This window comes from Dermacoccus nishinomiyaensis (assembly GCF_900447535.1).
GTDB classification, from domain to species: Bacteria; Actinomycetota; Actinomycetes; order Actinomycetales; family Dermatophilaceae; genus Dermacoccus; species Dermacoccus nishinomiyaensis.
In genome coordinates, this window is the sequence record NZ_UFXX01000001.1 from 1,525,647 (window position 1) to 1,545,034 (window position 19,388).

Sequence of the window (19,388 nt, forward strand, 5' to 3'; positions counted from 1 at the left end):
GGCTACTCCTTGTCGATGCCCCCGACGGTGACGCGGCCGGATTCGGCGCGCCCGGAGGGCTGCTCGGGACGTTCGTCGTGCTCACCCTCGACCGTAGTCGACGACGATGCTTCCGTCGTGCTCGACGACATCTGACGGGCCGGTTCTTCACCCTCCGCCTGACCGGGGGACGCAGCCTGACCACCCTGACCACCCCGCGAGGCGAGGTAGGCGTTGTAGGCCTTGAGCTCAGCGTCACCGTCGCGTTCGGCACGACGCTCCGCGCGCTGACCCTCGATGCGGTCGGACCGGTACCACTGCGCGGCGACGACCATGGCGAGCAAGAATGTCGGGCCCTCACCGGAGCCCCACGTGATCGTTCCGGCGGCCTGCTGGTCGCGCAGCGGATCCGAGACGTAGTGCAGGGCGGTGAAGAACGAGGGCGCGAGCAACGTGCTACCCGTCATCATCGCGACACCGAAGAATGCGTGGAACGTGATCGTGATGAGCAGCACGAGCAGCCGCAGCGGCGCCGGCCACTTCTTGGGGCCGGGGTCGATGCCGATCAGGGCCCACGCGAACAGGTAGCCACTGACGAGGAAGTGGATGTTCATGAGGATGTGACCGGTGTGCGTGCGCAGCGCCAGCTCGAAGAACGGCGTGTAGTAGAAGACGATGAGGCTGACGAAGAACAGGGCCGAGCTGACAGCAGGGTTGGCGACGACGTTGAGGTAACGGCTGTGCACGACCGACAGCAGCACCTCGCGCGGTCCGCGTGTGCCGTCGGAGCGCTTGGGCCATGCCCGCAGCATGAGGGTGACGGGCGCGGCCATGACGAGCAGGATCGGCACCGTCATCGAGATGGCCATGTGTCCGGCCATGTGGACGCTCATCATGACGCGCCCGTAGACCCCGGCGCCGCTGTCGATCGTCACGATGAACACGAGCCAAGCGAGCACCCACAGGATCGTGCGGTGGATCGGCCAGTGGTCGCCGCGGCGGTGCAGGCGCACAGCCCAGCGCACGTACTGGACGATGGCGATGACGGCGAACGTCGTCATCAGCCACTCGATGCGCCACTGCGAGAAGAAGTTCGCAGGCGTCAGAGCGGGCGGCGCCGGGTATCCGGTGAGCGCGACGACCGGGTCGGCGCTCTCGACGACCTGCCCTGACGGCGGCGCGGAGCGCGCGAGCGCCGCAGCGAGGCCCATCGTCGCGCCCATGACGAGCGCCTCGACGAGGGCGAGCCGGGCGAACAGCGCCTTGCTGGGCCGGTCGCTCGCATCACGTTCGAGGACGGCGACGACACGGCGTCGCTGCATGAGCCCGAGCGCGCCGAGCACGACGAGGCACAGTGCCTTCGCGACGATGACGAGGCCGTAGCGCGTCGTCACGTACTGGCTGAGGTCGGGTACGCGCAGCGTCGAGGCGAGCACGCCGGAGAAAGCGACGAAGCCGACGCACCACGTCGCGACGCTCGAGTAGCGCCGCACCGACGCCGCCGCGGCCTTGCCGAGGCGGCCCCACATGACGCCGAGGGCGATGATGCCGCCCACCCAGAGCGTCACGGGGACGAGGTGCATTATGAGCGAGTCGACAGCCGTCTCGTGATCGCTCGAACCGGCGGCGTGGCCGCTCAACGCGATCGGCCACAGCGCGAGCAGACCGAGTGCCGTCATCCATGCCAGGCTCGTGCGCGAGGAGTGCCACCAGCAGACCACCGCGATGACGAGCGCCGCGGTCGCCGTCAGCATCGGGTTGCGCAGGATCTCCAGCTGCCACGTGTTGCTCCACCACTGACCCGTGTACCCGCGCGAACCGACGGGGATGCCGGCCAGGTCGCCGTAGCTGAGGTAGCTGACGACGAGGGTCGCGCCGAACCACAGGGCTGCGCTGATCGAGGCCCAGCGCCCGATGCGCGCGACCCGCATCGTCTTGTGGCCCTCGGCGACGAGAAACGCACCGAGCCCGGTGAAACCGATGGTCGCCGCCATCGCGACGTCCGCCGCGGGCTTGAACAGAGCAATGCCCCAGCGCACGATCGCGCCGGCGTCGAGCAGCTGCTGCGGCTTGCTCGCTCCGGTGAACACGACGGCGCCGGCTGCGACCGCGACCGCGAGCGCCATCGCAGCCGCGAGCAGACGCCCGCCACCGAGCGGCCCTGTGGGGGCAGACGGGGTGGGTTTCGTGGCGCTCGAACTCATGCGCCCAGCCTACGTGGGCCCGGTGACAACCCCTCGCGCCACCGATCCCCGCACGTCCGGCGTCGTCATGCCCGACAGGGCCCGCGCGGCCCGGCGACCCATCCATCCATCCGATCGATCCCACCCCAATAAATTTGCTTGCATGGCACAACCAAACATATAGTTGTGCAGCCCAAGCATTCTTGGGCACTCCCTCCCCTCAAGGAACCGAAGTGACCGTCGACCTCCCCGTCGCACGCGACATCGCGACATCCTTCGTCGGGGCCGCGAAGGCGATGAGCGCGCACAAGCGCAAGTTGCCACGACCCCACCCGCACGCCGACCACGGCGCACTGCCCCTGCTCTACGCCCTCGAGGCGGAGCCGCTGCGCGTCTCGGCCCTCGCCGACATCGTCCACTCCGACGTCTCGACGGTCAGTCGCCAGGTGAGCGCACTCACCGACGGCGGCCTCGTCACCAAGATCTGTGATCCGCAGGACGGTCGCGCGCAACTCGTCACCCTGACGCCCGACGCGCGCGAACTCGTCAGCACACTGCGCGAGGATCGCGCCGCGTGGATGCAGAACCTGCTCACCGACTGGAGCACCGCGGAAGCCCGCGAGTTCCAGCACCTGCTGCTCAAGTTCACCGCATCGCTCGATGCCTACCAGGGCGGCTGCATGCCCCGCGCCGGGCAACCCACTCCCCTCCGTCCCCCAGCCTGAACGTCGAAAGGCACCCTCTTGTCTGCACAGACCGCTGCGCCACCCGCGCAGCAATCGAGCTCGGCAGAGCTCTCGCACGGCCAGATCATGACGATCCTCGCGGGTCTCATGATGGGCATGTTCCTGGCCGCACTCGACCAGACGATCGTCTCCACCGCCATCCGCACCATCGGTGACGACCTGCACGGCCTCTCCGCGCAGGCCTGGGTGACGACGGCCTACCTCATCACCTCGACCATCGCGACCCCACTGTACGGCAAGCTCTCCGACATCTTCGGCCGCCGCGGGTTCTACCTGTTCGCGATCGTCATCTTCGTCATCGGCTCGCTCGCATGCTCATTCGCGAACAGCATGTACATGCTTGCCGCGTTCCGCGCCATCCAGGGCATCGGCGCCGGTGGCCTCATGTCGCTGGCCCTCGCGATCATCGGTGACATCCTGCCGCCGCGCGAACGCGCCAAGTACCAGGGTTACTTCCTCGCCGTCTTCGCGACGAGCTCCGTCCTCGGCCCCGTCATCGGTGGCTTCTTCGCCGAGCAGGACCACATCCTCGGTCTCACCGGCTGGCGCTGGGTCTTCCTCATCAACGTGCCGATCGGCATCGTCGCCTTCCTCGTCGTCGCCCGCACCCTGCACCTCGAGCACACGCGTCAGGACCACCGCATCGACTACTGGGGCGCCGTCGCGCTCACGGTCGGCCTCGTGCCGCTGCTGACCGTCGCCGAGCAGGGACGCACGTGGGGCTGGGGTTCGGGCAAGTCGATCGCCTGCTTCGCCATCGGCATCCTCGGCCTCATCGCTTTCGTCCTCGCCGAGGCGAAGATGAAGGACGAGGCCCTCATCCCGCTGCGCATCTTCCGCCACCGTGCCGTGACGGTCACCGTCGTCGCCTCCGTCATCATCGGCATGGCGATGTTCGGCGCCATGATGATGCTGCCGCTCTACATGCAGATCGTGCACAACGCCTCCCCGATGAAGTCGGGCCTCATGATGCTGCCGCTCGTCGCCGGCATGATGACGGCCTCCATCACAGCCGGCCAGTTGACGGCTCGTACGGGTCGCGTGCGCGAGTTCCCGATCATCGGCACCGCCATCGTCACCGTCGGCATGTTCCTGCTGCACACGATCAGCGCCGACACGCCGCTGTGGCAGGTCATGGTGTTCATGGCCATCGTCGGCATCGGCCTCGGCAACTGCATGCAGGCGCTGACGCTCATCGTGCAGAACGCCGTCAGCCCCCGCGAGATCGGCATGGCCACCTCGTCCGCCACGTTCTTCCGTCAGATCGGTGGAACCGTCGGCGTCGCCATCTTCTTGTCGATGCTGTTCTCGACGGTCGGCGGCAACATCAAGACGAACCTCACCGACGAGGCGAAGACGCCCGCGTTCCAGCAGGCCCTCAAGAGCGGTCTCGCCGACAAGGAGCTCATGAAGGACGAGCACGCCTACGGCATCCTGCAGAGCCTGGCGAACCCGAAGTCCGGCGGCGGCGCCCTGAACAACGTGAGCGAGGACTCCTCCGTCATCGCTCGCCTGCCGAAGGCTGTTGCTCACCCGTTCGAGGCAGGCTTCGCGCAGTCGATGGACCACGTGTTCCTGCTCGCCTCAGGCATCGCACTGCTCGGTTTCATCACCCTGCTGTTCCTGCCGAAGATCGAGTTGCGCAAGCAATCGGCGATGGCCGCGGCCGCGGCGCAGGACAAGTCGAACGCCGAGCTCGCCGCTGACGGTGGCGCGGCACGTCGCGCCGACACCGTAGCCGACGGTGGCGTGGACGCAGGTTCGACGCCCGCCGACGAGACGCACGATGACGTGAGCGACGCCGTCGCCGCTGCCATCGCGCGCGTCGAGGCGCGCAAGCATGGCGAGCAGGTCGATCACTCGGTCGCTCGTCACGCCTCCCACGACGAGTGACGGCTGCTCGCGACGCACGCTGAGTGATGCCCACCCCGACCTGGTCGGGGTGGGCATCACTCGTCTTCGGCGCACCCGATGTTTGAATGGGCGGTTCATCGTCGGCGCCGCACGCCGGGCCGAGGGAGGGACAGGCATGGAGCACTGGCAGCTCGATCACCCCGTATGCGGAACGTTGGAGGCCTACGCCGGGTCGGCTGACGAACTCCGTACCGTCGACCCGGGATTCAACCCGGCGCACCGGATCCCGGCCGCGACGATGACGGCACGGGCGCGTCGCCGGTGGGCGTCGAGGGGCACGGGGTCAAAGAATCTTCGACGGGTGCGCCGGTCGTCACGCCGGCCGGTGCCAGTCGCGCCCGCGGCAGCACCCGCCGCCGGGCAGGCGAGCGTCTGCCCCTCTCGCCGGGGCGAAAGGAGAAGCTGCGCACCCACCTCGGCCTCGACGATGAGTGGGCGCGCCCAGGGCTCGTGCTCATGCGTGACGGGGTGGTGTTCGCCCGCCGCCGCAGCATCGGCAACGTCAAGATCCGCCTCATGCGTTCCACACCCGACGGGCACTTCACCGAGCACACCCAGGCGACGGAAAAGCCGCGCGTCGAGGTGAGCGTCAACCCGGTGCGCGGGTACGTCATGGACGTCCAGCTGCGCGACGACGGCGGGGTCACCGCCTTCGATGCGCCGGTGGGTTCGATGGCGGCACACCGGTACGCCGCGATGGATTCGTCGCCGCTCAAGCGGGTGCTTTGCCCGATCCTCGGCGGGCTCGGCAAGAGTGGATGGGCGGTCAGCGTGCTCGTCCTCGGTCCCCTCGCCGCGCGATTGCTCGCGTGGATCTTCGGCCCGATCATCGCGTGGATGGCATCACTCGTGCCGGACATCGACTGGCCCGAGATCCCATGGCCGAGCGTCCCGTGGCCCTCGGTCGACCTGCCGTCGATCCCGTGGCCCAGGCTGCCGTCGTGGACCCCACCGGGCTGGCTCGCATGGTTGCTCGAGCACCCGAAGGTGTGGGTACCCATCGTCGCGGCCGCGTTCTGGGGCGTCACCGCGAATCGCAACCGCAGACGCTCGGAGCGCAAGAAGGCCGAGTGGGCCAAGCGTCACGCCTACGCGCGCCTCGCGGCCGATCTGCACGCCCTCCACGACTCACGCACCGAGGACGCTCAGGGCGCAGCTGAGTCACTTCGTGCCACGCGAGTCCGTCAGGACTGACGCAGGTGGCACGCGTGACTCAGCCGGCCGAACGAGGGAGCGAAATCAGCCCCAGAGCATCGCCTTCGCGGGGTTCTCGAGGATCTGGCCGACGGTCGACAGATACCGCGAACCGACGTCGCCGTCGATGATGCGGTGGTCGAAGCTCAAGGACAGCTGGGCGATCTGGCGGATCACCATCTCCTGCTCGCCGCGCTCGTTCCCGACGACCCACGGCATCGGACGCACCGTGCCGATGGCGAGGATGCCGCTCTCACCGGGCTTGATGATCGGCGTGCCCGAATCGACGCCGAAGACACCGATGTTCGAGATCGTGAACGTGCCGCCGTTGAGGATGGCCGGGCTCGGCTTGCCGTGGCGTGCGATCTCGACGAGCTTCGCGATCTCACGCCCCAGGTCGCCGAGGCCGAAGCGGCCGGCGTCCTTGACGTTCGGCACGAGCAGCCCACGGTCGGTGGCCGCGGCGATGCCGAGGTTCACCTCGGAACGCATGACGATCTCGCCGTTCGCGTCGTCCCACAGTGCGTTCATCATCGGCTCACGCTGCATCGCGATGAGGCACGCCTTCGCGACGACGAGCAGCGGCGTCACCTTGATGTCCTTGAGCTCGCGCATGCCCTGCAGTTCGCGGACGAACTCCATCGTGCGCGTCATGTCGACGGTGAGGAACTCCGTGACGTGCGGCGCCGTGAACGCGCTGCTCACCATGGCCTGCGCCGTCACCTTGCGCACGCCCTTGATCGGGATGCGCTCGTCGCTCAGACCGGCCGGGGCCGGAGCGGCAGCCGTCGGCTTGTCGGGGCGCACCGACGGGGCACTGGCCGCAGCCTTCGCGACGGTGTCCGCACTCGGCGCTGGTGGGGCGCTCGACGCGACGGTCGGCGTCGACATCGCCGCGGGCGCGTTTGAACCCCCGGCCTTCTTCACGTCGTCCCGAGTGACGACGCCGTCCTCTCGCGAGGGTTCGACAGTATCGATGTCGACGCCCTGCTGCTTCGCGAACCCGCGCGTCGCGGGGGCGGCGAGCGTGCCGCCACCCGACGCGCCGCCACCGGCTCCACGGCCGCGACGAGCGCGGCGCGTCGAGCTCGACGGCGTCGGGCCGTAGCCGACGAGCGTCTTCTGCTGCGGCTCGTCATCCGACTCGCCGGTCTCGGCGGGCGCGACGTCGGCCGCCGTCTGCATCTCGGCCGCGACCTCGCCACCGTCAGCAGCTCCGGAAACGTCATTGGCGGCACCGGCAGCGCCACCGTCCGCAGGTGCTGTATCGCCGCCGACGTCGATCGTGACGATCGGCGTGCCGACCTCGACCGTCTCGCCCTCGGGTACGAGGATCGATGCGACCCTCCCGGCCCACGGGATGGGCAGTTCGACGAGCGACTTCGCCGTCTCGATCTCGAGGACGACCTGGTTGACGTCGACGGTGTCGCCTGCGGCGACGTGCCACGTCACGATCTCGGCCTCGACGAGCCCTTCACCGGGGTCGGGCAGGGTGAACTCTTGAATGGCCATGTTCGGCGGTACTCCTAGAAGCTGAAGGACGCGTCGACGGCGTCGAGGATGCGGTCGAGCCCGGGCAGGTATTCGCGCTCGTGGCGGCTCGGCGGGTAGGGGATGTCATAGCCGGTGACGCGTTGCACGGGCGCTTCGAGCGAATAGAAGCAGCGCTCCTGCAGGAGCGCTGCCAGCTCGGCGCCCACGCCGTACGAGCGTGCGGCCTCGTGCACGATGACGGCGCGGCCCGTCTTGCGCACGGACTCGCAGATCGTCTCCTCGTCGATCGGCGACAGCGTGCGCAGGTCGATGACCTCGAGCGAGCGACCATCCGCCTCGGCGGCCGCGGCGACGTCGAGACACGTGCGCACCATCGGGCCGTACGCGAGCAGCGTCAGGTCGGCGCCCTCGCGCAGCACCTCGGCCTCGAAGAGGCCGCGAGCGGGGCCAGCGGCGAGGTCGAGCTGGTCGGGGCTGGGCTCGTGGTAGCGGCGCTTGGGCTCGAAGAAGATGACCGGGTCGTCGCAGTCGATCGCCTGACGCATCATCCAGTACGCGTCGACGGGGCGCGAGCAGACCACGACGCGCAGGCCGGCGGTGTGCGCGAAGTACGCCTCGTTCGACTCGCTGTGGTGCTCGACGGCGCCGATGCCGCCGCCGAACGGGATGCGGATGACCATGGGCAGCTTGACGGCGCCCTCGGTGCGGTTGTGCACCTTGGAGACCTGGCTGACGATCTGGTCGAACGCCGGGTACACGAACCCGTCGAACTGGATCTCGACGATCGGGCGGTACCCGCGCATCGCGAGGCCGACGGCCGAACCGACGATGCCGGATTCGGCCAGCGGCGGGTCGATGACGCGCTCGCCGAACTCCTTCTTCAACCCGTCGGTCAGGCGGAAGACGCCGCCGAGCTCGCCGACGTCCTCACCGATGACGACGACCTTGTCGTCGGCCGCCATCGCGTCGTGCATCGCCGCGTTGAGCGCCTTGGCAAGGGAGAGCTTCGGGGCCTTCTTGGGTTTCGCGGCCTTCTCGGCGCCGGGGGCCGTGCTCGTGGTAGCGCCGCTCATGCTGCATCGTCCTCGAAGGAGGCGAGGTAGGCCGCGAACTCGTCGCGCTGAGCGGTGAGCTGGTCGTCCATGACCGTGTAGGCGTGGTCGAACATCGCCGTCATCTCCGGGTCGGGCATCTCGAGGCACGAGCGGCGCCACTCGGCGGCGAGCTCCTTCGCCTCGGCGTCGACGTCGTCGAAGAACGCCGCGTCGGCGTGGTTCTCGAGCTCGAGCAGCGAACGCAGGCGCGCGATCGGATCCTTTGCCTTCCACGCCTCGACGTGCGCCGAGTCGCGGTAGCGCGACGGGTCGTCGGACGTCGTGTGCGCGCCCATGCGGTAGGTGAACGCCTCGACGAGCGTCGGGCCGAGCCCGCTGCGCGCGTTGTCGAGGCTGCGACGGGTGACGGCGTACGTCGCGAGGACGTCGTTGCCGTCGGTGCGCACGCCGGGGAAGCCGAAGCCGTCAGCGCGCTTGTAGGGCGGGATGATGAACTGACGCGTGTTCGGCTCGCTGATCGCCCAGCCGTTGTTCTGGATGAAGAAGACCATCGGCGAGTGGTTGACGGCCGCGTAGACCATCGCCTCGTTGAAGTCGCCCTGGCTCGTGCCGCCGTCGCCGGTGAATGCCATGACGGCCGCGTCGACGTTCACGTCCCCCGTGCCGACGACACCGTCGAGGCGCAGGCCCATGGCATAGCCGACGGCGTTGAGCATCTGGTTGCCGATGACGATCGTCGAGGTGTTGAAGTTGTGCTTGCGCGGGTCGTGGCCGCCGTGCGTGACGCCGCGGTAGAGCGCGAAGACCTGGCTCGGCTGGATGCCGCGGCAGAACGCGACGCCGTGCTCGCGGTAGCCGGGGAAGCCGTAGTCCTGCTCGCGCAGCGCGTGGCCGGCGGCGACCTGGGCGGCCTCCTGGCCGAGCAGCTGCGGCCACAGGCCGAGCTCGCCCTGGCGCTGCAGGCTGTAGCCCTCGATGTCGAATCGGCGCACCAGCACCATGTCGCGGTACATCGCGCGCACCTCTTCGGCCGTGATGGCCTTGAGCGCTTCCATGTAGGGCTCATTGACGCTCGTCATCGGCGAGCGGGTGCCGTTGGGTGCGATGAGCTGCACCATGTCGGGGCCGCCGTCGGTGATGTCCGGCTTGCCGTCGAGGGCATGACCGGCCACGTGCGTCACCCCATCGAGGTGCGCTGCGTGATTGGTGCGCGAAGCGTCGGGAATCGTCATCGTTTCCTCCTTGCGCGACGTCGCCCTGAGTGCGGGGCGCGAGGCGTTCGGGGGTGACGTCACGGAGTGCGGGACGCCACCACAGGGCTTGTGACGCAGGTCACGCCACCTAGGAGACGCTACCTGGCTACCGACGAGTAATTCGCATCCGAACGACGGTTTCTTCGGCCAGGTTCACAGTCGTATCGAGGCGCGAAACCCCCGTCTCACGATGTGATCGGCATCACTCGAATCTAGCCCGAAGAGACGACTCACCCCGCGTAGAAGCGCGTCACGACGTCGATGAGACGGTCGTTGGCCTCGACCTCGGCGATCGTGCAGCGCACGCCGTCACCGTCGAACGGGCGCACGACGAGACCGTTCTCGTCCGCGAAGGCGGCGAACTCGAGTGCCCGCTCGCCGAGCGGCAGCCACACGAAGTTGGCCTGCGTGTCGGGGATGTCGACGCCCGCCTCGCCCAGGGCGTCGACGACGCGTCGGCGCTCAGCGACGAGGGCGACGACGCGCTCCTGCAGTTCGTCGAACGCTGCGATGCTGGCGATGGCGGCCTTCTGCGCCATGTCACTCACGCCGAACGGGGTGGCCGCCTTGCGCAGCGCCGTCGTGATGCGCGGGCGCGCCAACGCGTAACCGACGCGCAGCCCCGCGAGGCCGTAGGCCTTCGAGAAGGTCCGCAGGACGACGACGTTGGGAAACTCGCGGTAGATGGCGAGCGCGTCCGGCGCATCGTCCGCGACGACGAACTCGAGGTAGGCCTCGTCGAGCACGACGAGCAGATCCTCCGGCAGCGACCGCAGGAACGCGCGCAACTCGTCAGCACGCACGCTCGGGCCCGTCGGATTGTTGGGTGTGCAGACGATGAGCAGCCGCGTGCGATCGGTGACGGCAGCCGCCATCGCATCGAGGTCGTGCCGCGCGTCGGCGTCGAGCGGCACCTGCACCGAGCGCGCCCCCGCGAGCGCGACGACGATCGGGTACGCCTCGAACGAGCGCCACGCGTAGACGACCTCGTCGCCCGGCTCGCACGTGATCTGGATGAGGGAGGCGAGGACGCCCACCGAGCCCGTGCCGAAGCTCACCTCGTCGGCGCTCACACCCACCCGCTGCGCCAGGGCGTGCGTCAACTCCGACGACGCCATGTCCGGGTAACGGTTCATCGTCGACGCGGCCTCGCGCACGATGTCGAGCACGGACGGCAGCGGCGGGTACGGGTTCTCGTTGCTGGAGATCTTGAACACGCTCGTGACGCCGCGCTCCGAATCCTCCGCGGCCGTGGCCGCCGGCCTGCCCGGCTTGTAACCCGGCACGGAATCGAGGGTGGTGCGCAGACGGACGGGGGTCTCCAGCGATTCGCTCATGCTCCCAGCCTAGGCCGCGCGAGGTTTCCAGATGTTCTTCATCGTTCCCCCAGCAAGGGCACCTTTAATGACGCCGAGAATCAGATCAGGGGAGGCCACCTTGTCCATCACCAGCCCGACGCTGCTCACCCTCGTGGTGATCGGTGCCGTCATCGTGCCACTGGCGCTCGTCCTGGTGCGCCAGCGCACGAAGGCGACGTGGCAGCGCGCCGTCGGCAGTTGGGTGGCGGTCGTCGTCGCCCAGGTGCTCGCCGTCGCCTCCCTCGGGCTGTACGTCAACCGTCAGTACGGTTTCTACTCGAGCTGGGACGACGCGCTCGGCAAGACGGACAACGGCGCGGCCGCCATCGCCGCCGGTGGTGTCGACGCCAGCTCCGCCGGCAGCGGCAGCTTCGAGTCGTTCCCCATCACCACGCCGGGCGGTGGCACCGCGCAGAGCGTCGCGTGGTTGCCGCCGGGCTACCACGACAAGGCGAACGCCAACAAGCGTTACCCCGTCCTCGTCGTGCTGCCTGGCTACGCCAACACGGTCGGCTCCACCGTCGAGAACCTCAACTTCGGTCAGACGGCGAGCGCTCTGGTCGAGAAGGGGACGACCGCCCCGTTCGTCGCCGTGTTCGCGCCCTACCAGACGGTGCAGGGACGCGACACCGAGTGCACCAACATCACGCACGGCCCCCAGGAACTGACGTTCCTGACGCGGACGGTGCCCAACGCCATCCGTTCGCACCTGCGAGTCGCCAAGGAGTCGAAGCAGTGGTCGGCGCTGGGCTGGAGCACCGGCGGGTACTGCGCGGCAAAGGCGCTCTACACCCGTTCCGGTTCACCATGGGGCTCGGCAGTCTCGATGGGTGGGTACTTCGAATCGATGACGGACGGAACGACGGGCGACCTCTACCGCTCGAAGAGTGAGCGCGACCTCAACTCCCCGTCCCACCTCTACCGCCTCTACCAGATGCCCACGACGCGCATGCTCGTCGTCGCGAGCCGTGAGGACAAGGCGACCTGGACCACCTCGAAGCGCATGGCCGACCTGGCCAAGGCCGATCCGCACGTGTCGGCGATGTGGATCGCGCACGGCGGGCACAACTACAACACGTACGTCCCCCACCTGGGCGAGATGATCCAGTGGGCGTTCACCCAACCGCAGACCTGAGGCCGGCCGTCAGCGAGCGCGCCGCTCAGATCGAGGAAACATTCAGCCCTACGGGGCAGAGTGGGTTCATGCGCACACTCGTCAAGGTCGCCATCAACGCGGCCGCCATCTGGGTGGCCGCCGCCCTGCTCGAGGGCATGACGCTCGCGGACGGGTTCACGACGAACTCGACGAAGCTGGTCACGGCACTCGTCGTCGGCGCACTCTTCGGCGTCGTCAACGCGCTCGCGCGGCCCCTCGCGAAGCTGCTCGGGCTGCCGTTCCTCATCCTGACGCTCGGGTTGTTCATCTTCGTCATCAACGCGGCGATGCTCATGCTGACGTCGTGGCTGGCGGGTCAGCTCGGCTTCGCGTTCCACATCGACCGCTTCTGGCCGACCGCTGTCGTCGGCGCCGCCATCGTGTCGGTCGTGTCATGGGTCCTCGGGCTCATCATCGACCCGGACGACGAGCGCAGCGACTACCGCGTCTGAGGCTCAGGCCCAGCCCGGCTCGTCACCGTTCTCGAGGTAGACACCGCTCTCGCCGTTCTCGATCGCCGTGACGGCGCGCCGGATCACCTTGGCGGTGTAGGCCGCGACGCGGTCGTCGAGTTCGTCGAGGCCGACGAAGTGGATGCCGGCGATCTCCTTGCGCTGCAGCGCGAATTCGCCTGCCGGACGGTCGAGTTCGACGTCGAACAGGTAGAGCATCGCGTCGTCCCAGCCGCGCCACGGCGGCAGCCACGACACGACACGCAGACCTGTGATCGTCGCCGTCGCGCCGAGTTCCTCCGCGATCTCCCGCACGAGGGCGTGCGCCGGTGACTCGTGCGGGTCGACGACACCGCCGGGCAGATCCCAGAACTTCTTGTACGACAACTGACACAGCATGACCCGACCCTCGGCGTCACGCACGAGCCCCTGTGTGATGGTGCGCGTGCGCGGCAGCTTGCGGTTGAGGTAGACCGCCGCCTTCGAGACAGTGTTCTCGTCGGGCAGGCCCTCGGCGTCGACCTCGGCGCGCGTCGCACGACGCAACTCGTCGGCCCCTGCAGGTGTGCCGCTCTGCGCGGCGTCGTCGACCGGCGAGCTCGTCGCGGGGGCTGACTTCTCATCGCCTGAGTTCTCGAGGGCGCGGTTCTCGGGAGCCTGGTTCTCAGGGGCCCGGCTGTCGTGGGCGGGCTTGTCGGGATCGGTCATCGCTCGTCATCCCTCCGGTCGCAGGTGGGCGATCTCGTCGAGGAAGTCGTCGACTTCCTTCGGGTCGTAGCCGCGCCGCAAGCCCGACGACGCGAAACGCGCCTGCGCCGGGTCGGGCAGCTCGACGCCGCGGCGCATCGCGACGACGACGGAGTCGAGGTAGTCGTCGACGTCGCTCTCGTCGTAGCTCGTCGCCGTGCGCCGCAGCAACGTGAAGTGCTTGTCGCGCACGCGATCCATCTGCTGCGAACTCCAGCGCGGCGCGCCGTCACGCACCCCCGCGAAGGCCGCCAGTTCGGCTTCCTGAGCGCGACGTGCCACGTCCTGCGGATCCTCGATCGGCGTGGTGCGTCGCCACACCGACAGCACGGTGCGCAGACCGTCGACCTGCCCGAGGTTCAGCCCGCCGCGCGCGGTGCGCCGCATTACCATCGCATCGAGGTCGGGCAGCGGCTTGCCGGCTCTCATCGCGATGACGGCGCGACGGCGCAGGCGCTCGACGTCCTCACGTTCGTACCCGATGGTGCTCGGCGCGAAACGCGCTCCTTCGACGCAGGCGATCTGCTCGGAACTCCACGACATGCCCCCACCTTTTCACGTCCTCGCAAACCCCGCCCGCCGACGATCCGTGCTTCGCTGAGCCAAGAGCGTGAGTCGCACCCTAAGCGCGATCGGCGCAGGCGACGCGGCTGCTGAGGGGGAGGCCATTTGCCGACGAGCGAGTACGTCACGACCCACGCAGGTTCCGGTGTCATCAACGCCGTCCTGGCCGGAATGCTGGGGCTGCTCGCCGTGACGGTGTTCGTCGTCGGCGCCCTCATCGGCGCCACCGGCCTGCTCGTGCGCCGGGCCTGCAGAGCGGATCCCGAGCAGAACGAGGCGAGTGCGCCCGGCTCGGCACCGGGCGGCACCCGAACCGTCACAGCGTGAGGACGAGCTTGCCCGTCGCGCGGCGCTCCTCCATCTCGGCGATGGCCTCGCCGGCACGCTCGAGGGGGCGCACCTCGCCGAGTACGGGTGAGAGTTGACCGGAGGCGACGAGCGGCTCGATCGCCTTCCACTGCGCGGGGACGGTCTCGGGGCGCGGCATCCAGAACGCGCCCCACCCGACGCCGACGACATCGACGTTGTTGAGCAGTAGCCGGTTGACCTTCACCTCGGGAATCGCGCCGCCGGTGAACCCGATGACGAGCAAGCGGCCTTCGACTGCGAGGCTGCGCAGCGAGTCGGTGAAGCGGTCGCCGCCGACCGGGTCGACGACGATGTCGACGCCGCGGCCGTCCGTCAGCTCCATGACGGCGTCCTTGAACCCGTCGGGCGCGATGACGTCGTCCGCGCCGGCCTGGGTGGCGATCGCGCGCTTGTCGTCGCTCGAGGCAACGGCGATCACGCGCGCACCACGCGCCTTGGCGTGCTGGATCGCGGCGATGCCGATGCCGCCGGCCGCACCATGCACGAGCACCGTCTCCCCCTCGGCCAGGCGCCCACGTCGGTCGAGGGCGAACTGCACGGTGAGGTAGTTCATGGGCAGCGCCGCACCCGTCTCGAAGCTGACGTCGTCCGGCAGGTGGAAGACGAACGGCGCTGCGACGCACACCTGCTCGGCCATCCCCCCGAAGCCGGGGAAGGCGACGACACGGTCGCCCACGCTGAACCCCGACCCCTCGGGCGCCTGGGCGACGACGCCCGCCACCTCGGCCCCGAGCGTGAACGGCGGCTCGGGCTTCATCTGGTACAGCCCACGGGTCAGCAACGCGTCGGGGTAACACAACCCGGCGGCGCGCACGTCGATGAGCACCTCGTGCGGCTTCGGCGTGGGGGCGTCGACGTCGTTGATACGGACGGCACCGGGCCCGTCGAGGGTGACGACCTGAACTGCGCGCATGGCTACTCCTTGGTGGGGGTCTGGGAGGTGTGATCGTGAGGGGTGACAGGCTTGGGCACGTCAGGCCCGCAGTCGTGGCGGGGCGCGCCGTCGTCCTGGGGGGAGAAGTGCGACGGCGTGATCGCCACGCCGCTCAACGCGTCGAGCGCCGCCAGCGCATGACGGACGGTGGCGCCGGCGTCGAACTGCTCGCGCACGGCGGGGCGTGTGCCCTGGACGGCAAGATCCTCGACGTACGCGAGCCAGGCGTGGACGACGGCGGGGTGCGGCGTCGTCGAATCGGGTTCTGTGGCAAGCGAATCGAGGACGATGCCGGTGAGGCGCTCCCGCAGCGTGACAGCGACCTCGGCTCCCCCGACGTCGGCGAGGCTGCCCTCGACGAGGGCGCGATAGAGCTCGTGTCGGCGTTCGATCTGAGCGACGAACGCCTCGACCATGGCGGCGAGCGCCGCGCGGCCCGTCACGTCGTCGGGCGGGGTGACGTTGCGCAGGATGCGGCGACCCGCGGCTGCGACGACAGCCTCGTAGTACGCGGTCTTCGACGGGAAATAATGGAAGAGCAACCCGCGCGAGATGCCGGCCTCCTCGGCGACGGCGTCGAGCGCGACGTCCTGGATGGGTCGCTCGGTGAGCATCTTCAGCCCGATGCCGAGCAGCTGACGGCGGCGCTCGTCCTGTGTCAGGCGCTGACGGGGTCTGGAATCTTTCTCGCTCACCCTATTGAGCATTGCTCAACAAAGGGGTTACGGTCAAGACATGGACCTCACCGTTTCGCCCCGCGCGGCCGAGATCGCCGCAGACGTCGACACCTTCGTGCGCGAGAGGATCGAGCCCGCCGAGGCCGAGATCACGCGCGACTACGCCTCGATGCGCGCTCGCGGCGAGAACTCGTTCGTCGTGCACCCGAAGATCGACGAGCTCAAGGCGCAGGCGCGCGAAGCGGGGCTGTGGAACCTGTTCCTGCCCGCCGGCGAGCACGGCGACGAGTGGGCCGCACGCTTCGGCACGCGTGGCGGCAAGGGTTTCTCCAACGTCGATTATGCCGCCATCGCGGAGAAGACGGGCCGCACGGCGCTCGCGCCGCTCATCTTCAACTGCAACGCCCCCGACACCGGCAACATGGAGGTGTTGCTCAAGTACGGCACGCGCGAGCAGCAGGAGGAGTGGCTCGTGCCGCTGCTCGAGGGAAAGATTCGTTCGGCGTTCCTCATGACGGAGCCCGCGGTCGCGAGTTCGGACGCGACGAACATGGCGGCGCGCGCCGAGGTCGACGGCGACGAGATCGTCATCAACGGCCGCAAGTGGTGGAGTTCCGGTGCAGCGCACCCCGACTGCAAGGTATTCGTCTTCATGGGTCTGACCGACCCGGACGCACCGCGTCACGCCCAGCACTCGATGGTTCTCGTGCCGGCCGACGCGCCCGGTGTGACGATCGAGCGTGCGCTGCCCGTCATGGGTCAGCTCGACGAGCCGCTCGGGCACTGCGAGGTGTCGCTCGAGAACGTCCGCGTGCCGGCGTCCAACGTGCTGTCGGGGCCGGGTCAGGCGTTCGCCATCGCGCAGGGACGCCTCGGCCCGGGCCGCATCCATCACTGCATGCGCCTCATCGGGCTCGCCGAGATGGCGCTCGAGCGCGCCTGCCGTCGTGGCACCGAGCGCGTCGCGTTCGGCAAGCCCCTCGTGCAGCTCGGCGGCAACCGCGAACGCATCGCGAAGGCCCGCATCGACATCGACATGGCGCGTCTGCTCGTGCAGAACGCGGCAGCGAAGCTGGACGCCTACGGCACCGAAGGCGCGCGCGTCGACGTCAGCGCCATCAAGGCCGTCGTGCCGCAGATCGCCTGCGACGTCATCGACTTCGCCATCCAGATGCACGGCGGCGGCGGCATGAGCGACGACTTCCCCCTGACGTCCGCTTATGCGACGGCGCGTTCGCTGCGTCTCGCCGACGGCCCCGACGAGGTGCACCTCGGCATGGTCGCGCGCGCCGAGCTCAAGCCCTACCTGGCCGCCGCGAAGGGTGAGGCCAAGTGAGCCCGGCCCCGGACACTCCTGGCGCTCCCGCGGCCCCCACGGCGGCGCCCGTCGACGACGTCGCGACGAACGCCTCCGACGTGCGCGGCGAGGATGCGTTCGACGTCGAACGCGTCGCCGCATGGCTGCGTGAGCACGCGCACCCCGACGCAGACACGAGCGGACTCGACGCGGCGCCGGAGGTCAAGCAGTTCACCGGCGGCGCGAGCAATCTGACGTATCTGCTGCGTTACCCGACCCGTGACCTCATCCTGCGTCGTCCGCCGGCGGGCACGAAGGCGAAGGGCGCGCACGACATGCGCCGTGAGCACGACATCCAACGCGCGCTGGCGCCCGTGTTCCCCGCCGTCGCGCCGATGATCGCGTTCTGCGACGACGCCGGCGTCATCGGCAGCGACTTCTACGTCATGGAGCGCCTCGACGGCATCATCCTGCGCAAGAACATTCCCGCTGAGCTGGGTCTCGGCGAGGCCGAGGTGCGGGCACTGTGCACCGCCGCGATCGACCAGCTCGTCGCGTTGCACTCGATCGACGTCGCCGGCACCGAGCTTGAGCGCTTCGGCAAGGGGGAGGGGTACGTCAAGCGGCAGGTCGACGGATGGTCGGCGCGCTACCGCAAGGCACGTACGCACGGTGTGCGTCACGGCACCGGATCGTTCGAGAAGGTGATGGCCTGGCTCGACGAGCACCAGCCACACGACGTCGGAAACTGCCTGATTCACAACGATTTCCGCTTCGACAACCTCGTCCTCGCGCACGACGACCCGACGCGCGTCATCGGTGTCCTCGACTGGGAGATGGCGACGCTCGGCGACCCGCTCATGGATCTCGGCGGCGCCCTCGCCTACTGGGTGCAGGCCGACGATGACCGCATCATGCGCGGCTCACGCCGTCAGCCCACGCACGCGCCCGGCATGCTCACGCGCGACGAGGTGTGGCAGTACTACGCGCACGCGTCAGGGCGTGCGATCAGCCCCAAGGATCAGCTGTTCTACGAGATCTTCGGCCTGTTCCGACTCGCCGTCATCGCCCAGCAGATCTACTACCGGTATGCGAACGGTCAGACGAGCAACCCCGCGTTCAAGCAGTTTCGCGGCTTGGTGATCTACCTCGAATGGCGCTGCCGGCGCCTCATGCGACGCGCGGGACGGCTGTCGTGAGCGTCATCCACCTCGTGCGGCACGGGCAGGCCGGGCCGTCGCGCGCGGCATACGACCAGCTGTCGGAGCTCGGCGAACGTCAGGCACGCCTCGCCGGCGAGGGGTTGGCGGCGCGCGGCGTGACGCCCGACGTCCTCGTCACGGGCACGATGCGGCGTCAGCAACTCACCGGGTCGCGGCTGTGGGAAGCCGCCGGGTGGGAGTCGGACGTCAGCACGGATGCGGGGTGGAACGAGTACGACCACGACGCGATCATCGAGGCGTACAAGCCCGCGTACCGCAACCACGCCGTCATGCGCGCCGACCTCGCGCGTCACCGTCACCCGCGCAAGGCGTTTCAGGAGATGTTCGTCGCGGCCGCATCGCGTTGGGCGAGTGGCGACTTCGACGACGACTATCCCGAGACGTTCTCGCAGTTCCGCGACCGCGTCGCGCTCGCGCTCGGGCGCGTGACCTCGCGCCTCGAGTCGGGGCGCAGCGCCGTCGTCGTCAGCTCCGGCGGGCCGATCGCGTGGGTCGCCGCGGGGCTGCTGACGGCGCCGTCACCGGCATCGACGCTGCCCGCGGCGTTGCCTGACGGTGCGGTGACGGTGTGGCGGCGCCTCAACGAGGTGACCGTCAACACGGGCGTGACGACGGTGCTTGCCGGGTCGGCGCTCACCGCAGTGAGCCTCAACGACCACGCTCATCTCGGCGGGGATCGTTCGCTCATCACGTATCGGTGAGCCCTCGCCGCGGGGCGCTGGGGATGTCGGCTACGGCCGCGGCGCCCTTGATGCCCGAGATGCCCTGGGCCGGCGCACAGCCGCGTCTCATC

General features: G+C 69.0%; 19 protein-coding genes. 10 read left to right on the forward strand and 9 right to left on the reverse strand.

Annotated elements, in window-relative coordinates; genetic code table 11:
* Positions 1–2 precede the first annotated feature (2 nt).
* Positions 3–2,183, reverse strand: a complete 2,181-nt coding sequence (locus DYE07_RS07115; protein ID WP_115296636.1) for a bifunctional copper resistance protein CopD/cytochrome c oxidase assembly protein — start codon at positions 2,181–2,183, stop codon at positions 3–5.
* Between the two features lie 212 nt (positions 2,184–2,395).
* Between DYE07_RS07115 and DYE07_RS07120 the strand changes: the two genes are divergently transcribed.
* The 3 genes from DYE07_RS07120 (at position 2,396) to DYE07_RS07130 (ending at position 6,016) form a co-directional block, all read left to right on the forward strand.
* Positions 2,396–2,887, forward strand: coding sequence for a MarR family winged helix-turn-helix transcriptional regulator (locus tag DYE07_RS07120; RefSeq protein WP_115296637.1), 492 nt, complete (start codon positions 2,396–2,398; stop codon positions 2,885–2,887).
* Positions 2,888–2,905: 18 nt separating this feature from the next.
* Entirely contained in the window at positions 2,906–4,801 is a 1,896-nt protein-coding gene (locus DYE07_RS07125; protein ID WP_115296638.1) for an MDR family MFS transporter, read from the forward strand.
* Between the two features lie 282 nt (positions 4,802–5,083).
* On the forward strand, positions 5,084–6,016 hold the full coding sequence (locus tag DYE07_RS07130; protein ID WP_115296639.1) for a hypothetical protein: 933 nt from the start codon (positions 5,084–5,086) through the stop codon (positions 6,014–6,016).
* 45 nt (positions 6,017–6,061) lie between these two features.
* On the opposite strand, the gene DYE07_RS07135 is transcribed toward DYE07_RS07130, so the two are convergent.
* The 4 genes from DYE07_RS07135 to hisC all read right to left on the reverse strand — a co-directional run bounded on the left by DYE07_RS07135 (position 6,062) and on the right by hisC (position 11,155).
* Positions 6,062–7,528 (reverse strand): dihydrolipoamide acetyltransferase family protein, encoded by a 1,467-nt coding sequence (locus DYE07_RS07135; protein ID WP_115296640.1) that lies wholly within the window; start codon positions 7,526–7,528, stop codon positions 6,062–6,064.
* Between the two features lie 14 nt (positions 7,529–7,542).
* Positions 7,543–8,583: an alpha-ketoacid dehydrogenase subunit beta gene (locus tag DYE07_RS07140; RefSeq protein ID WP_082740533.1), complete on the reverse strand. Its 1,041-nt coding sequence runs from the start codon at positions 8,581–8,583 to the stop codon at positions 7,543–7,545.
* Positions 8,580–9,797, reverse strand: a complete 1,218-nt coding sequence (locus DYE07_RS07145; protein ID WP_311200781.1) for a thiamine pyrophosphate-dependent dehydrogenase E1 component subunit alpha — start codon at positions 9,795–9,797, stop codon at positions 8,580–8,582. The genes DYE07_RS07140 and DYE07_RS07145 overlap by 4 nt, the downstream gene beginning before the upstream one ends.
* 251 nt (positions 9,798–10,048) lie before the next feature.
* Positions 10,049–11,155, reverse strand: a complete 1,107-nt coding sequence (hisC, locus tag DYE07_RS07150) for a histidinol-phosphate transaminase (RefSeq protein WP_006946968.1) — start codon at positions 11,153–11,155, stop codon at positions 10,049–10,051.
* 100 nt (positions 11,156–11,255) lie between these two features.
* Between hisC and DYE07_RS07155 the strand changes: the two genes are divergently transcribed.
* Entirely contained in the window at positions 11,256–12,311 is a 1,056-nt protein-coding gene (locus DYE07_RS07155; RefSeq protein ID WP_074039689.1) for an alpha/beta hydrolase, read from the forward strand.
* Between the two features lie 68 nt (positions 12,312–12,379).
* Positions 12,380–12,784: a phage holin family protein gene (locus DYE07_RS07160; RefSeq protein ID WP_038566662.1), complete on the forward strand. Its 405-nt coding sequence runs from the start codon at positions 12,380–12,382 to the stop codon at positions 12,782–12,784.
* Between the two features lie 3 nt (positions 12,785–12,787).
* Here DYE07_RS07160 and DYE07_RS15385 read toward each other — a convergent pair whose 3' ends face one another.
* Positions 12,788–13,207, reverse strand: coding sequence for an NUDIX domain-containing protein (locus tag DYE07_RS15385; RefSeq protein ID WP_353887039.1), 420 nt, complete (start codon positions 13,205–13,207; stop codon positions 12,788–12,790).
* A 142-nt stretch (positions 13,208–13,349) separates the two neighbouring features.
* On the opposite strand from DYE07_RS15385, the gene DYE07_RS15390 reads away from it, so the two are divergent.
* Entirely contained in the window at positions 13,350–13,562 is a 213-nt protein-coding gene (locus tag DYE07_RS15390) for a pentapeptide repeat-containing protein (RefSeq protein ID WP_171969818.1), read from the forward strand.
* Here the strand turns inward: DYE07_RS15390 and DYE07_RS07170 are convergent.
* Positions 13,499–14,074 carry a DivIVA domain-containing protein gene (locus DYE07_RS07170; RefSeq protein ID WP_038566659.1) on the reverse strand — a complete coding sequence of 192 codons (576 nt, stop codon included), beginning with the start codon at positions 14,072–14,074 and terminating at the stop codon, positions 13,499–13,501. The genes DYE07_RS15390 and DYE07_RS07170 overlap by 64 nt on opposite strands.
* Positions 14,075–14,200: 126 nt before the next feature.
* On the opposite strand from DYE07_RS07170, the gene DYE07_RS07175 reads away from it, so the two are divergent.
* Complete coding sequence (locus DYE07_RS07175) at positions 14,201–14,422, forward strand: hypothetical protein (RefSeq protein ID WP_038566657.1); 222 nt, start codon at positions 14,201–14,203, stop codon at positions 14,420–14,422.
* Here the strand turns inward: DYE07_RS07175 and DYE07_RS07180 are convergent.
* Both DYE07_RS07180 and DYE07_RS07185 read right to left on the reverse strand, forming a co-directional pair.
* Positions 14,412–15,377, reverse strand: coding sequence for an NADPH:quinone oxidoreductase family protein (locus DYE07_RS07180; protein WP_038566655.1), 966 nt, complete (start codon positions 15,375–15,377; stop codon positions 14,412–14,414). The genes DYE07_RS07175 and DYE07_RS07180 overlap by 11 nt on opposite strands.
* Before the next feature lie 2 nt (positions 15,378–15,379).
* Positions 15,380–16,093, reverse strand: coding sequence for a TetR/AcrR family transcriptional regulator (locus tag DYE07_RS07185; RefSeq protein ID WP_074039683.1), 714 nt, complete (start codon positions 16,091–16,093; stop codon positions 15,380–15,382).
* 40 nt (positions 16,094–16,133) lie between these two features.
* Between DYE07_RS07185 and DYE07_RS07190 the strand changes: the two genes are divergently transcribed.
* Genes DYE07_RS07190 through DYE07_RS07200 form a run of 3 tightly spaced genes read left to right on the forward strand, consistent with a single transcriptional unit; the run spans position 16,134 to position 19,296 of the window.
* A complete protein-coding gene (locus tag DYE07_RS07190; protein WP_115296641.1) occupies positions 16,134–17,411 on the forward strand; it encodes an acyl-CoA dehydrogenase family protein in 1,278 nt (425 codons plus the stop codon).
* The gene (locus DYE07_RS07195) at positions 17,408–18,571 is read left to right on the forward strand and encodes a phosphotransferase family protein (protein ID WP_074039680.1); all 1,164 of its coding nucleotides are present in this window, start codon (positions 17,408–17,410) and stop codon (positions 18,569–18,571) included. Before DYE07_RS07190 ends, DYE07_RS07195 begins: the two co-directional genes overlap by 4 nt.
* Positions 18,568–19,296: a histidine phosphatase family protein gene (locus tag DYE07_RS07200; RefSeq protein ID WP_074039785.1), complete on the forward strand. Its 729-nt coding sequence runs from the start codon at positions 18,568–18,570 to the stop codon at positions 19,294–19,296. The genes DYE07_RS07195 and DYE07_RS07200 overlap by 4 nt, the downstream gene beginning before the upstream one ends.
* The last annotated feature ends 92 nt before the right edge of the window (positions 19,297–19,388 follow it).